The organism is Streptomyces sp. NPDC093568, from assembly GCF_044764945.1.
Classification (GTDB): Bacteria; Actinomycetota; Actinomycetes; order Streptomycetales; family Streptomycetaceae; genus Streptomyces.
Genome location: NZ_JBIWJD010000011.1, coordinates 129602 through 142785, shown reverse-complemented (window position 1 = coordinate 142785; position 13184 = coordinate 129602). Strand labels below are relative to the sequence as shown.

The window sequence follows — 13184 nt, the reverse complement described above, 5'->3', positions numbered from 1 at the left end:
TACGACGCGGGACTGACGGTCACTCCCCGGAGTCGCCGGAGCCGCCGGACCCCGTGCGCTCGGCGATCAGTGCCGCGGCCTCTTCGCGCAGGTCGCGGCGGAGTTCCTTCGGGAGTGAGAAGGTGATCGACTCCTCGGCGGCCTTGACCAGCTCGACGTCGCCGTAGCCACGCTGGGTGAGCCACTCCAGGACCTCCTCGACGAGGACCTCCGGGACGGAGGCGCCGGAGGTGACGCCGACCGTGGTCACGCCCTCCAGCCAGGCCTCGTCGATCTCACTGGCGAAGTCCACGAGGTAGGCCTCGCGCGAGCCGGCCAGCTTGGCGACCTCGACCAGCCGCTTGGAGTTGGAGGAGTTGCGCGAGCCGACGACGATGACCAGCTCGGCCTCGGCGCCCATCTGCTTCACGGCGAGCTGGCGGTTCTGCGTGGCGTAGCAGATGTCGTCGCTGGGCGGGGAGATGAGCTGCGGGAACTTCTCCTTCAGGGCGTCGACGGTCTCCATGGTCTCGTCGACGGAGAGGGTGGTCTGGGAGAGCCAGACGACCTTCGACTCGTCGCGGACCTCGACCTTGGCGACGTCGCCCGGGCCGTCGACGAGCTGGATGTGGTCGGGGGCCTCGCCGGAGGTGCCGATGACCTCTTCGTGGCCCTCGTGCCCGATCAGGAGGATGTCGTAGTCGTCGTTGGCGAAGCGGACGGCTTCCTTGTGGACCTTGGTCACCAGCGGGCAGGTGGCGTCGATGGTGGCCAGCCGGCCGCGCGCGGCCTCCTCGTGGACGACGGGGGCCACGCCGTGCGCCGAGAACATCACGATGTTGCCCGGCGGCACCTCCTCCGTGCGCTCGACGAAGATGGCGCCCTTCTTCTCCAGGGTCTGCACGACGTACTTGTTGTGGACGATCTCGTGCCGGACGTACACCGGAGCGCCGTACTGCTCCAGGGCTTTCTCGACGGCGATCACGGCGCGGTCCACACCCGCGCAGTAACCACGGGGGGCGGCGAGCAGGACACGGCGGCCAGACGAAGCAGTCATGCGTCCCATCGTAAGGGTGCGTTCGGGGGCTCGAAGATCGCGCCAGTGACGGGTTGGTGGCGAGACTGGCGGTGGGGTGTGAGGGGTGGGAGGGTTTTCGCCCCCGCCGCCCCTACCCGTCCCGTCCCCTGGGGGCTGCCGCCCCCAGACCCCGCTTCGGCCCCTAAGGGCCTCGTCCTCAAACGCCGGACGGGCTGAACTGCTCAGCCCCACTGTCAGCCCCGGCCGTTACCCTCGCGGCATGGCTGTGAACACGACCCCGGAGTCCCCCCTGCCCGTCGGTGAGGTGTCACGGCTCATCGGGGGATGGATCGACCGCCTCGGGGCGGTGTGGGTCGAGGGGCAGATCACGCAGTTGTCGCGGCGGCCGGGCGCCGGCGTCGTGTTCCTGACGCTGCGCGACCCGTCGTACGACATCTCCGTGAGCGTGACCTGTTACCGGCAGGTCTTCGACGCCGTCGCCGACGTCGTCACCGAGGGCGCCCGGGTCGTCGTGCTCGCCAAGCCCGAGTGGTACGCCCCGCGAGGCCAGCTCTCCCTGCGCGCCACCGAGATAAAGCCCGTCGGCGTCGGCGAGCTGCTCGCCCGGCTGGAGATGCTGAAGAAGGCCCTCGCCGCGGAGGGGCTCTTCGCGCCGGAGCGGAAGAAGGCGCTCCCCTTCCTGCCCCAGCTCATCGGACTCGTCTGCGGCCGGGCCTCGGCCGCCGAGCGCGACGTCCTGGAGAACGCCCGCCACCGCTGGCCCGCCGTCCGCTTCGAGGTGCGCAACGTCCCCGTGCAGGGCGTGCACGCCGTGCCGCAGGTCGTGCAGGCGGTCAAGGAGCTCGACGCCATCGAGGACGTGGACGTGATCATCGTCGCCCGCGGCGGCGGGAGCGTCGAGGATCTGCTGCCCTTCTCCGACGAGCAGTTGGTGCGGGCCGTCGCCTCCTGCCGTACGCCGGTCGTGTCCGCCATCGGGCACGAGCCCGACAACCCCCTCCTGGACCACGTGGCCGACCTGCGCGCGTCCACCCCCACCGACGCCGCCAAGAAGGTCGTACCGGACGTCGGGGAGGAGTACGAGCGCGTACGGCTGCTGCGCGACCGGGCCCGGCGGTGTGTCGAGGCGTTCGTCGACCGGGAGGAGCGCGGGCTCGCGCACGCCCTCGCGCGGCCCTCGATAGAGGATCCGCACCGGATGATCGACGAGCGGGCCGACCACGTGGCCTCGCTCCTCGACCGGAGCCGCCGCTGCCTCGGCCACCACCTCGACCGCGCCGCCTCCGAGCTGACGCACACCCACGCGCGCGTGGTGGCCCTCTCTCCCGCCGCGACCCTGAAGCGGGGGTACGCGGTGCTGCAGAAGGCCGACGGGCACGTGGTCCGGGATCCGGGCGAGGTGACGGCGGACGAGGCGCTGCGGGCGCGGGTCGCCGAGGGTGAGTTCTCCGTACGAGTCGACGCAGGAAGCGACGCACGAAGTGGCGCGCGAACCGATGCATAGGGTGGGCGAATGACCAGCAAGGTGGAAGAGGCGCTCGGGTACGAGCAGGCCCGGGACGAGCTGATCGAGGTCGTACGGCGGCTGGAGGCGGGCGGTACGACGCTGGAGGAGTCCCTCGCGCTCTGGGAGCGGGGCGAGGAGCTCGCCAAGGTGTGCCGGCGCTGGCTGGACGGGGCGCGGGCACGGCTGGACGCCGCCCTCGCCGAGGAGGCCGAGGCGGAGGCGGAGGCCGCGCAGGAGGACCGCGAGGACGCGTCCTAGGCGCCGCGCGGGCGGCACAGAGGCAGGCACAGAGACACGCGGGAGACAGGCCACAGCCTGGTCGGGATGTGAAGCGGATCACCACACCCCGCTTTTTGTTGAAGCTTGAACTTGCTTCGCGTACCTTCGAGAGCGGTAACCGGTCCCCGGTCCGTTTACGACGTACACGCACCCCAAGAAGGTTCACGCATGTCTCTCGTTCTTGACCCCGCCGCCCAGGACCTGCTCTTCCGCGAGGCCCGGACCGCGAACACCTTCACCGACGAGCCGGTGACCGAGGAGCAGGTCCAGGCGATCTACGACCTGGTCAAGTACGGCCCCACCGCCTTCAACCAGACGCCGCTGCGCATCACCCTGGTCCGTTCCGCTGAGGCCCGTGAGCGCCTGGTGCAGCACATGGCCGAGGGCAACCAGGCCAAGACCGCCGCCGCCCCGCTGGTCGCGATCCTCTCCGCGGACAACGAGTTCCACGAGGAGCTGCCGGCCCTGTTCCCGGCCTTCCCGCAGGCCAAGGACCTCTTCTTCAGCGAGCGCCCGGCCCGCGAGAACGCCGCCGGCCTGAACGCCGCCCTCCAGGCCGCGTACTTCATCGTCGGCATCCGCGCCGCCGGGCTGGCCGCCGGCCCGATGACAGGCTTCGACTTCGAGGGCGTCCGCAAGGAGTTCCTGGACGACGACCACACCCCGCTGATGGTCGTCAACATCGGCAAGCCGGGCCCCGACGCCTGGTACCCGCGCTCCCCGCGTCTGGACTTCGACCAGGTCGTGACCACGGTCTGATCCGACGCACGGTCTGATCCGACGCACGGTCCGACCGACCCCCGGTGCGACCCCACCGCATCGCGCGCACGACAACCGCGCGCGCATGAGAAGGCCCCCGGCACACTCGCCGGGGGCCTTCCTCATGCGCGTGCGGCCACTCGATCACTCGGCCGCTCGGTCACTCCGACTTCAGGGCCTTCGCCATCTGCGTCAACTGCTCGAACGACCCCGTACCCGCCACCACCGTGGTGGCACCGTCCCCCTCGTGCACGAGCGCCGCGTAGCGGCCACCCGTGTACCGGGTCCACGTCCGGTCGCCGATCTTCTCCGTGACCTCGGAGGCCCGCCCGCCCTGGCTCGCCTCCTCGATGAAGAGCGAGGGCTTCTGAGTCGACTGCTCGACCTGCACGTACTCCCCACCGGAGGTGTGGAAGCCGAGATGCCAGGCATCGAAGTCGTCGCCCTTGAAGCGCACGGAGGTCGCCTTCCAGGAGTCGGCCAGGCCCTCCGGCGCGACCACCGGGTAGGACGCCGCGCGGCGGGCCGTGAGGAGCTCGACGCGGTAGTCGACCCGCGGGAGGTCGGGGTCCTTGTCCTCGTGCGGGACGAAGAGATAGATGACCCCCGCCGCGAGCAAGGTCACTCCGAGCGAGAGGACCATGTTGCGGACCGACTTCTGCTTAGCGTTCGAACCTGCCACGCCCCCTATCGTCGCAGGTGCCTCGCCTGCTCATCCGTGGGGCCCCCTGCTCATTCTGCGCACCCGAGGATAGAGTCAGGGACGTAACCCTCATCCGGCCGTCGTCGTATCAGAAAGGTGCGTGTCGATGACCGAGAATCATCATCATCTGCCGTCCGAGCTCGAAGTGCCCCGCGAAGCACCCGATCGCAACCTCGCCCTGGAGCTGGTCCGGGTGACCGAGGCCGCGGCCATGGCCGCGGGCCGCTGGGTCGGGCGCGGCGACAAGAACGGCGCCGACGGTGCCGCCGTGCGCGCCATGCGGACCCTCGTCCACACCGTGTCGATGAACGGCGTCGTCGTCATCGGTGAGGGCGAGAAGGACGAAGCGCCGATGCTCTTCAACGGGGAGCGGGTCGGCGACGGGACCGGAGCCGAGGTCGACATCGCCGTCGACCCGATCGACGGGACCACGCTGACCGCGAAGGGCATGCCCAACGCGATCTCCGTGCTCGCCGCGGCCGACCGGGGGGCCATGTTCGACCCGTCCGCCGTGTTCTACATGGACAAGCTGGTCACCGGCCCCGAGGCCGCCGACTTCGTCGACATCGACGCGCCCGTGGCCGTGAACATCCGGCGGGTCGCGAAGGCGAAGCGGTCCACGCCCGAGGACGTCACCGTCGTCATCCTGGACCGGCCCCGGCACGAGGGCATCATCAAGGAGATCCGGGACGCCGGCGCGCGCATCAAGCTGATCTCCGACGGCGATGTCGCGGGGTCGATCTACGCGCTCCGCGAGGGCACCGGCGTCGACATGCTGCTCGGCATCGGCGGTACGCCGGAGGGGATCATCTCGGCGTGCGCCGTGAAGTGCCTCGGCGGCACCATCCAGGGCAAGCTGTGGCCGAAGGACGACGAGGAGCGGCAGCGGGCGCTCGACGCCGGGCACGACCTGGACCGCGTCCTGATGACGGACGACCTGGTCTCCGGGGACAACGTGTTCTTCGTGGCGACCGGCATCACCGACGGTGAGCTGCTGCGGGGCGTGCGGTACCGGTCGGAGAACGCGACCACCGACTCGATCGTGATGCGGTCGAAGTCGGGGACGGTGCGGCGGATCGACTCCGAGCACCGGTTGAGCAAGCTGCGGGCGTACAGCGCGATCGATTTCGACCGCGCGAAGTAGACCGCGCATAGACCGCGCGAAGTAGACCGCGCGAAATAGACGCGCGAAGCAGTGCCGTGTAGCACCCGACAACCCGGGACCGCGGATCGTTCGGCGACCACCTGTTGGTGTGGTTGATCGCGCGGTTCCTGGCGCCTCTCAAGGGCGTTGGGCGCCCCCTGTGCGGAGGGGGCGCCCCTTTTTCTTGCTTCTGTCTTGCTTCTCCGGCCCTCAGCCGGCCTGCGCGATGCGGTCCGCCGCCCTGGCCGCCTTCTTCAACTCCATGTCGCGGCGGCGGCGCCGGGCCAGGACCACACGGCGCTCCGCGGCGGTGAGGCCGCCCCAGACGCCGTACGGCTCGGGCTGGAGCAGGGCGTGTTCGCGGCACTCGACCATGACGGGACAGCGGGCGCAGACCCGCTTGGCCGCCTCCTCACGGGAGAGGCGCGCCGCGGTGGGTTCTTTGGAAGGGGCGAAGAACAGGCCGGCCTCGTCGCGGCGGCACACGGCCTCTGTGTGCCATGGGGCGTCTTGGTCCCTGTCTCGCACTGGCACCCGCTGGGCCGGAACGGCAGCTACCTGCAGGGACGAATGCGGCGGTTGCAGCACGGTCTACTCCTGACGACGGCTTCGCGAGCGAGAGACGATGCAGCAAGGTCTACCCGCTGTGCGCGCGCCTATGCAGTCAGTTCCGAACCGCTGGATTTCGGGGGGTACTGCGCAGTGCTGTGCGGCGCCCCGGCGGCCTCGCGGGCAGCGCCGGTGGCCGTTTTCTTCACAAACGTCAATGATCCAGATGCTTGCGCAAACTCTTGTCGACCTTGCGCTGAACACGGTCGAGGATGTCCTCGACGAGCTTGCCCCGCTTCGGCCTGCCCTCGATGTTGCCGAGCACGGCCCAGCCCTCGATGTGGACGACCGGTGCCTCGGCGTCCTCCGCGTCGAGGTGGTCCACCTCGAAGTTGCCGAGCACGCCGCCGCCGGTGCCGCGCAGCGAGACGTTCTCCGGGACGCGGACCTCGACGTTGCCGAAGACCGAGATCGCCCGGATCACGACCTGCTGGTACTCGAAGAGCGCCTCGCTGAGGTCTATCTCCACGCTGCCGAAGATCGCGTACGCGTGGATACGGCGGCCCGCGCGCCAGCGGCCCCTGCGGACGGCGCTGCTGAACACCGCGACCACGTTGTCGTCGGGTTCGGCCGGGATCGCGCCCGGGGCGGGGCGGCTCGGGGCGGGTGCGGGGGCCGCGCGGCGATGGTGGGCTGCGGGCAGGTCCCGTATGAACACGTCCAGCTCGCCGACCGTCTTGGCCGCCAGCGCGCCCTCCACCCGCTCGGCGTGCTCGTCGGCGGTGAGGCGCCCTTCGGCCAGGGCGTCGCGCAGGATGTCGGCGATCCGGTCACGGTCGGCGTCGGAGGCACGGAGCTCGGCGGTGGCAGCGGGTGCGGTGCGCTTCTGAAGGTCCACGGCAGCAGCGTACCGAAACACGATAGATCGCGATAGCCCCCCTCCGCGCTTCGATCGGCGTCGAACTGAGCCTTACCTCACAAGCTCGCCGGCGGAGCCAGGTTCTACGCTGGTGGGCGCTTGCCAATGGAGGCCGGCCGCAGGCGAAAGCGCCTCGACGAAGCTGCCGAGTGAGGAATGGGCACCGATGCCTGAGTTCGCGTACACCGATCTGCTCCCCATGGGAGAGGACACCACCCCCTACCGGCTGGTGACCGCCGAGGGTGTCTCCACCTTCGAGGCCGACGGTCGGACGTTCCTCAAGGTGGAGCCCGAGGCGCTGCGCAAGCTGGCCGAGGAGGCCATCCACGACATCCAGCACTACCTGCGGCCCGCGCACCTCGCGCAGCTGCGGCGGATCATCGACGACCCCGAGGCGTCGAGCAACGACAAGTTCGTGGCGCTGGACCTGCTGAAGAACGCGAACATCGCGGCGGCGGGCGTCCTGCCGATGTGCCAGGACACGGGCACGGCGATCGTGATGGGCAAGCGCGGGCAGAACGTGCTGACCGAGGGCGCCGACGAGGAGGCCCTCTCCCGCGGCATCTACGACGCGTACCTGAACCTCAACCTGCGGTACTCGCAGATGGCTCCGCTCACCATGTGGGAGGAGAAGAACACCGGCTCCAACCTCCCCGCCCAGATCGAGCTGTACGCGACCGACGGCGGCGCCTACAAGTTCCTCTTCATGGCGAAGGGCGGCGGCTCGGCCAACAAGTCATTCCTCTACCAGGAGACCAAGGCGGTCCTCAACGAGGCCTCCATGATGAAGTTCCTGGAGGAGAAGATCCGTTCGCTCGGTACGGCCGCCTGCCCGCCGTACCACCTGGCGATCGTCGTCGGCGGCACCTCCGCCGAGTACGCGCTGAAGACCGCCAAGTACGCCTCCGCGCACTACCTGGACGAGATCCCGGCCGAGGGCTCGCCGCTCGGGCACGGCTTCCGGGACAAGGAGCTGGAGGAGAAGGTCTTCGAGCTGACGCAGAAGATCGGGATCGGGGCGCAGTTCGGCGGCAAGTACTTCTGCCACGACGTGCGCGTGGTGCGCCTGCCCCGGCACGGCGCCTCCTGCCCCGTCGCGATCGCGGTGTCCTGCTCCGCCGACCGCCAGGCCGTCGCGAAGATCACGGCGGAGGGCGTCTTCCTCGAGCAGCTGGAGACGGACCCCGCGCGCTTCCTGCCGGAGACGACCGACGAGCACCTCGACGAGGCCGGCGACGTCGTGAAGATCGACCTCAACCAGCCGATGGACGACATCCTCGCCGAGCTCACCAAGTACCCGGTGAAGACCCGGCTGTCCCTCACCGGTCCGCTGGTCGTGGCCCGTGACATCGCGCACGCCAAGATCAAGGAGCGGCTGGACGCGGGCGAGGAGATGCCGCAGTACCTGAAGGACCACCCGGTGTACTACGCGGGTCCGGCCAAGACCCCCGAGGGCTACGCGTCCGGCTCCTTCGGCCCGACGACGGCCGGCCGCATGGACTCCTACGTCGAGCAGTTCCAGGCGGCGGGCGGCTCCAAGGTCATGCTGGCCAAGGGCAACCGCAGCAAGCAGGTCACCGACGCGTGCGACGCCCACGGCGGCTTCTACCTGGGCTCCATCGGCGGCCCGGCCGCCCGCCTCGCCCAGGACTGCATCAAGAAGGTCGAGGTCGTCGAGTACGAGGAGCTCGGCATGGAGGCCGTCTGGAAGATCGAGGTCGAGGACTTCCCGGCGTTCATCGTCGTCGACGACAAGGGCAACGACTTCTTCCAGGACCCGGCGCCGGCACCGACGTTCACGTCGATTCCGGTTCGGGGGCCGGGGCTGGCGTAGCGCCCCTGGGGCGGCGGGGACCGACTGTCCCCCGCCGCCTCTACCCGCCCCCCTCCCCGGGGCTGCCACAGGTCCGCACCCACCTGCCCGTGCCGTCCGCCGGACTTGGGCAATCCCGTCCATACAGGCGGGCCGCCTCGCTATCGTCTTTCCCCTGAATGGCCGTCACTTCGCCATCAGGAAGGGACGGTCGGCGAGAACGGGGGGTCGCCGTGGCATATCTGAAGCATCTCGTCGTGGTCGTTCCGGGAATCGGTGGGAGCATCCTGCGCACGGCCGAAGGGGCCGCCCGCTGGGACGAGCACCGCCGCCGCCTGGCCGGTGCCGTCGCACGGCCGGAGCGGCTGAGTCTGGACGCGCATCCCGATCTGGTGCCGGTCGCTCTGATGCCGGACATCACGCTGGTCAAACCGTTCGTCGTGCCCGGCTACGACCGACTCGTGCGCAAAATCCGCAACGAGTTCGACGACGTGCGCGTCGACATCGCCCGCCCCGACCGCGCCCCGGACCGGCAGGCCGATCTGGTCCTGTTCCCTTACGACTTCCGGTACAGCATCGAGCACGCCGCCGCCCGCCTGGCCGCCGACATCCGAGCCCGCCTCGGCGACCTGCACGACCGCGCCCGGCGGCGACGGGTCATCGTCGTCGCGCACTCCATGGGCGGCCTCGTCGCACGCTACTGGCTCGGCCCGCTGGGCGGCGCGGCCGACTGCGCCGCGCTGATCACCCTGGGCACTCCGCACCGGGGCGCGCCCAAGGCCCTGGACGTCCTGGTGAACGGTGTCAGGGTGGGCCCCAAGCGGTTCACCGGCCTGACCGGGACGCTGCGTGACTGGCCGTCCATGTACGAACTGCTGCCCCGCTACCGGGCGGTGGGCAGGCCCTCGGGTGTCCTGCCGATGTATCCGTACGAGCTCAGCGCCAGGATCACCACGGGCGACGCCGATCCCGGCTTCGCCACCAAGGCCCGAGCGGCGTTCGATGTCCACGCCGACATCGAGGCCGCCTGGAACGAACTCGCGGCGGGTCCCGACCAGCCGCAGCTGACCGCCTTCTTCGGCCGCGGCCACGGCACGCCTCAGCGAGCGATGCTGTCCAAGACGGGGATCGAGGTCACGAGGATTGCCCCGGACTGGCTGCCGAATCCCGACTGGCACGGCGACGGCACAGTCCCGATGATCTCGGCCATTCCCCTCGAACTCGACGAGGACATCCGTGCCTGGCGTGCGCTGCCCGAGCGCCACATGCCGCTCGCGTCCCCCTCGGCCGTGATCGACCTGCTCGCCCTCTACTCCGGCGAGAGCACCAAAGCCGTACGCGGCGACGCGCCGGAGCGTCCCTGGCTGGGGCTGGACCTGGACGACACCGCTCCGGCCGGCCTCCCCGTCCCGGTGACCGTGTCCCTGCACGGGGCCGAGGCCGACCCCGCGATCCAGGTCCAGGTACGCGTCCGCCGGCTGACCGGCCAGGCCACGGGCGACGCCGACCGGCCGCGCCGGCAGCCGTGCGTCCAGGCGAGCGACGGGCGCTGGCACGCCGAACTCGACCCGCTGGGCCCAGGCCAGTACACGATCGAGGTCACCGCCACCGGCCAACCGTCACAGCAGCCGATCACGCCCGTCAGTGATGTCCTCGGCGTGATCGATATGGGGGACGCGGATGCGGGCATGGGCGCGGATGCGGGCATGGGCGCGGATGCGAGCACGGACGGCGTCGGCTCGGACACCGTCAGCGCACAGGTGGACGGCGCGCGCCTCAAGGGCACCGGGAGGACCGCGTGAGCGGCAGCTGGCCCCGCTGGTCGGCGAGCCGGCACCCCACCACCCTGATCCAGTACGTCCAGCGGGCCCAGAGCGGCACATCCCGCGGGCACGGCGCCCCTTCCGATTTCCTGGGCACCGAGATGCCCGCCCCCTCGGACACTTCCCCCGGCGTGCGGGCTCAGGCGCTGTACGAGGCGTTCGCCCGGCGCGGCATCACCTACGCCGACGAGCCCGCCACCAGCGAACCCGGACGCCAGACCATCCGGCCGCCCTACGAGATCCTCGCGGCACCCAGACACGCGACCTGCGTCGACCTCGCCATCGCCTACGCCGGGGCCTGTCTGGACGCCGGGCTCCACCCCGTCCTCATCGTCCTGGCCGGCGCCCTTCCGGAGCAGCCCGCGCACGCCCTGGTCGCCGTGTGGCTCGGCGGCTCCTGGTCCAACCGCGCCCAGCGGGACTACCGCACGGACGAGGACGCCCCCCGCTGGGACACCCTCCCGCCCGACTTCACCGACCTGCTCGCCGACACCGCCGACTCCACCACGGGCTACCTCGCCGTCGACATCACCGGCGCCTCCTCCCGATCCGACGCCGGCGACCCGCTCCGCCGCGACCGGCACTCCTGGGAAGAGGCGGTGGCCCATGGCACGCGGCTGCTTCAGGAGGCGGACCCGGACCGCTGGACCCTCACGATAGACGTGGGCCTCGGCTACCCGGACAGCGATCCCCACACCCTTCCGGACGAGCCGAGCACCGACGTCCTCAAGGAGCCCTATCTGCCTGTCCCCGCGTCTGACGAGAGCGACGGGGACGGCGACCTCGGCGAGGACGCGGGCGAGGGCCCTGGTGCGAACAGCCTCCTCCAGCTCCTGTGGGCCCGGCACGACATCATCCGCTTCCAATCACGCGACGAACTCGACTACCTCAGCCACTGGTTCACGGCCCCCGACCCAGCCGGCCCCCGCACCCGTATCGCGCTGATCCACGGCGTGGGCGGCTGCGGTAAGACCCGCCTCGCTGCCCAGCTGGCCGACCAGTTCGCCCGGTCCGGCTGGTACGCCGGCTTCCTCGTCGGCTCGCCCGACCCCCACGACCTGGCCTGGCTCAGCACAGTGGCCTCACCGCTCCTGGTCGTCGTCGACTATGCCGAGGACCGCCCGTCCGCCGACGTCATCAGCCTGCTGCGGCTCCTGCGCCCGCGCACGGAGCCCACCTGCGTGCTGCTCACGGCCCGCACGATGGGCAGCTGGTGGAAACACGACATCGTCAACTCCCTGAAGAACGACGGACACCGCTACACCCTCCGAGCCCTTCCCCTGCCGGACCGCCACCCTCGCCAGACGGGTGTGTACCGCGCGGCGCTACGAGCGTTCGCCGGCGCCGGCGCCCCCCTGGCCGGCAGCCCGCCGCCCGACCCGCACTCCGGCCGCTGGACCACCCTCGACCTCGTCATGCACGCCTGGCTCGACAGCCGAAGGCCGGCGAACGACGACGAGCAACGCCCCACCTCCGAGAACAGCCTCTACACGAAGGTCCTGGACCACGAACTTGGCTACTGGACGAGAGCCTACGAGGCACGCCACCCCGGAGAGGTCTCCGACCGAACCGAACAGCTGCTGCGCGAGGCGGGCGCCTGCCTCAGCCTCCTCATGCCCCAGGCCGAACGCCTCGACGAGGTCCTTTCAACGGTCAAGGACCTGGGGCGGGATTCCGCCCGCCGCGACAAGTTCGCCGCCCTGCTGTCCAAGCTCCTGCCCGTCGCACCGGAGGACGGCACCCTCGCCGTACGCCCCGACCCGCTCGGCACCCATCTGGCGTCCACGGTCTTCGCGACGGACAGAGAACTCTTCCGCCGCTGCCTGAAGAGTGCCGACAAGGAAGAACAACTCAACCTCTGCATCGGCGTGTCCCGCCTGGCCACCGCGAGCGACGGCAGCGCCTCGGCCGCGGCGGAGATGGCCCACACCACACTTGAGGAAGCCCCAGAGGTCTGGCGTACGGCTCTGTCCATCGCCGCGGCGCAGGGCGGCCCGTTCCTGCACGCGTTGGAACAACTCGCCGAAGCCGACGACACGCCTCTCCCTCTCGCCGAACTCTCCACCTCACTGCCCCTGGGACACAGCACTCTCCGCCGGCTGGCGCTCATCGCCACGGAGCGGGTGGCCCCGGGCAAGGACGACGGTTCGTCCGAACCGGCACGTGCGGCTCGTGCGGCCTGGCTGAACAACCTCGCGGTACGGCAGGCCGAGACCGGAGACCACCAGGGGGCCCTCGCCTCCGTCACCGAGGCCGTCACCCTCTACCGCGACCTCGCCCAAGGACCCAACGGCCCCGCCTTCCTCCCCCACCTCGCCACGTCCCTCAACAACCTCGCCAACCAACAGAGCAAGACCGGCAACCGCCAGGGGGCGCTCACGCCCATCACCGAGGCCGTCACCCTCTACCGCGACCTCGCCCAAGGACCCAACGGCCCCGCCTTCCTCCCCCACCTCGCCATGTCCCTCAACAACCTCGCGGTCCAGCAGAGCAAGACCGGCAACCGCCAGGGGGCGCTCACGTCCATCACCGAGGCCGTCACCCTCTACCGCGACCTCGCCCACGGGCCCAACGGCCCCGCCTTCCTCCCTCACCTCGCCATGTCCCTCAACAACCTCGCGGTACGGCAGAGCGAGACCGGAGACCACCAAAGCGCCCTCACCTCCGTCA

10 protein-coding genes and 1 pseudogene are annotated in these 13184 nt (G+C 70.5%); 7 read left to right on the top strand and 4 right to left on the bottom strand.

The window, feature by feature from the left end:
• Positions 1–19 precede the first annotated feature (19 nt).
• Positions 20–1045: a 4-hydroxy-3-methylbut-2-enyl diphosphate reductase gene (locus tag ACIRD7_RS35060; protein ID WP_403459867.1), complete on the bottom strand. Its 1026-nt coding sequence runs from the start codon at positions 1043–1045 to the stop codon at positions 20–22.
• Positions 1046–1277: 232 nt separating this feature from the next.
• Between ACIRD7_RS35060 and xseA the strand changes: the two genes are divergently transcribed.
• The 3 genes from xseA (at position 1278) to ACIRD7_RS35045 (ending at position 3563) form a co-directional block, all read left to right on the top strand.
• Positions 1278–2522 carry an exodeoxyribonuclease VII large subunit gene (gene xseA, locus ACIRD7_RS35055; RefSeq protein ID WP_403459866.1) on the top strand — a complete coding sequence of 415 codons (1245 nt, stop codon included), beginning with the start codon at positions 1278–1280 and terminating at the stop codon, positions 2520–2522.
• A 9-nt stretch (positions 2523–2531) separates the two neighbouring features.
• On the top strand, positions 2532–2783 hold the full coding sequence (locus tag ACIRD7_RS35050; RefSeq protein ID WP_403459865.1) for an exodeoxyribonuclease VII small subunit: 252 nt from the start codon (positions 2532–2534) through the stop codon (positions 2781–2783).
• A 189-nt stretch (positions 2784–2972) separates the two neighbouring features.
• On the top strand, positions 2973–3563 hold the full coding sequence (locus tag ACIRD7_RS35045; RefSeq protein ID WP_403459864.1) for a malonic semialdehyde reductase: 591 nt from the start codon (positions 2973–2975) through the stop codon (positions 3561–3563).
• A gap of 160 nt (positions 3564–3723) precedes the next feature.
• Here ACIRD7_RS35045 and ACIRD7_RS35040 read toward each other — a convergent pair whose 3' ends face one another.
• A complete protein-coding gene (locus ACIRD7_RS35040) occupies positions 3724–4245 on the bottom strand; it encodes a DUF4245 domain-containing protein (protein ID WP_403459862.1) in 522 nt (173 codons plus the stop codon).
• A gap of 127 nt (positions 4246–4372) precedes the next feature.
• Here ACIRD7_RS35040 and glpX point away from each other — a divergent pair, with 127 nt between their 5' ends.
• Positions 4373–5410 (top strand): class II fructose-bisphosphatase, encoded by a 1038-nt coding sequence (gene glpX, locus ACIRD7_RS35035; RefSeq protein WP_403459861.1) that lies wholly within the window; start codon positions 4373–4375, stop codon positions 5408–5410.
• A 210-nt stretch (positions 5411–5620) separates the two neighbouring features.
• On the opposite strand, the gene ACIRD7_RS35030 is transcribed toward glpX, so the two are convergent.
• On the bottom strand, positions 5621–5998 hold the full coding sequence (locus ACIRD7_RS35030) for a WhiB family transcriptional regulator (protein ID WP_403459860.1): 378 nt from the start codon (positions 5996–5998) through the stop codon (positions 5621–5623).
• 175 nt (positions 5999–6173) lie between these two features.
• Entirely contained in the window at positions 6174–6857 is a 684-nt protein-coding gene (locus tag ACIRD7_RS35025) for a DUF1707 domain-containing protein (RefSeq protein WP_403459859.1), read from the bottom strand.
• Positions 6858–7044: 187 nt separating this feature from the next.
• Between ACIRD7_RS35025 and ACIRD7_RS35020 the strand changes: the two genes are divergently transcribed.
• From ACIRD7_RS35020 to ACIRD7_RS35010, 3 genes and pseudogenes are all read left to right on the top strand, one after another.
• Positions 7045–8712, top strand: a complete 1668-nt coding sequence (locus ACIRD7_RS35020) for a fumarate hydratase (RefSeq protein ID WP_403459857.1) — start codon at positions 7045–7047, stop codon at positions 8710–8712.
• A 212-nt stretch (positions 8713–8924) separates the two neighbouring features.
• A complete protein-coding gene (locus tag ACIRD7_RS35015) occupies positions 8925–10493 on the top strand; it encodes a hypothetical protein (protein WP_403459856.1) in 1569 nt (522 codons plus the stop codon).
• Positions 10490–13184 (top strand): annotated as a pseudogene (locus ACIRD7_RS35010) (hypothetical protein); the annotation flags it as partial. The gene ACIRD7_RS35015 and the pseudogene ACIRD7_RS35010, both read left to right, overlap by 4 nt.

What these genes read in the sequence shown, in the direction of transcription:
- ACIRD7_RS35045 (WP_403459864.1), top strand. Translation starts at nt 2,973, where the DNA reads ATGTCTCTCGTTCTTGACCCCGCCGCCCAGGACCTGCTCTTCCGCGAG.
- ACIRD7_RS35060 (WP_403459867.1), bottom strand. Translation starts at nt 1,045, where the DNA reads ATGGGACGCATGACTGCTTCGTCTGGCCGCCGTGTCCTGCTCGCCGCC.
- ACIRD7_RS35050 (WP_403459865.1), top strand. Translation starts at nt 2,532, where the DNA reads ATGACCAGCAAGGTGGAAGAGGCGCTCGGGTACGAGCAGGCCCGGGAC.
- ACIRD7_RS35020 (WP_403459857.1), top strand. Translation starts at nt 7,045, where the DNA reads ATGCCTGAGTTCGCGTACACCGATCTGCTCCCCATGGGAGAGGACACC.
- glpX (WP_403459861.1), top strand. Translation starts at nt 4,373, where the DNA reads ATGACCGAGAATCATCATCATCTGCCGTCCGAGCTCGAAGTGCCCCGC.
- xseA (WP_403459866.1), top strand. Translation starts at nt 1,278, where the DNA reads ATGGCTGTGAACACGACCCCGGAGTCCCCCCTGCCCGTCGGTGAGGTG.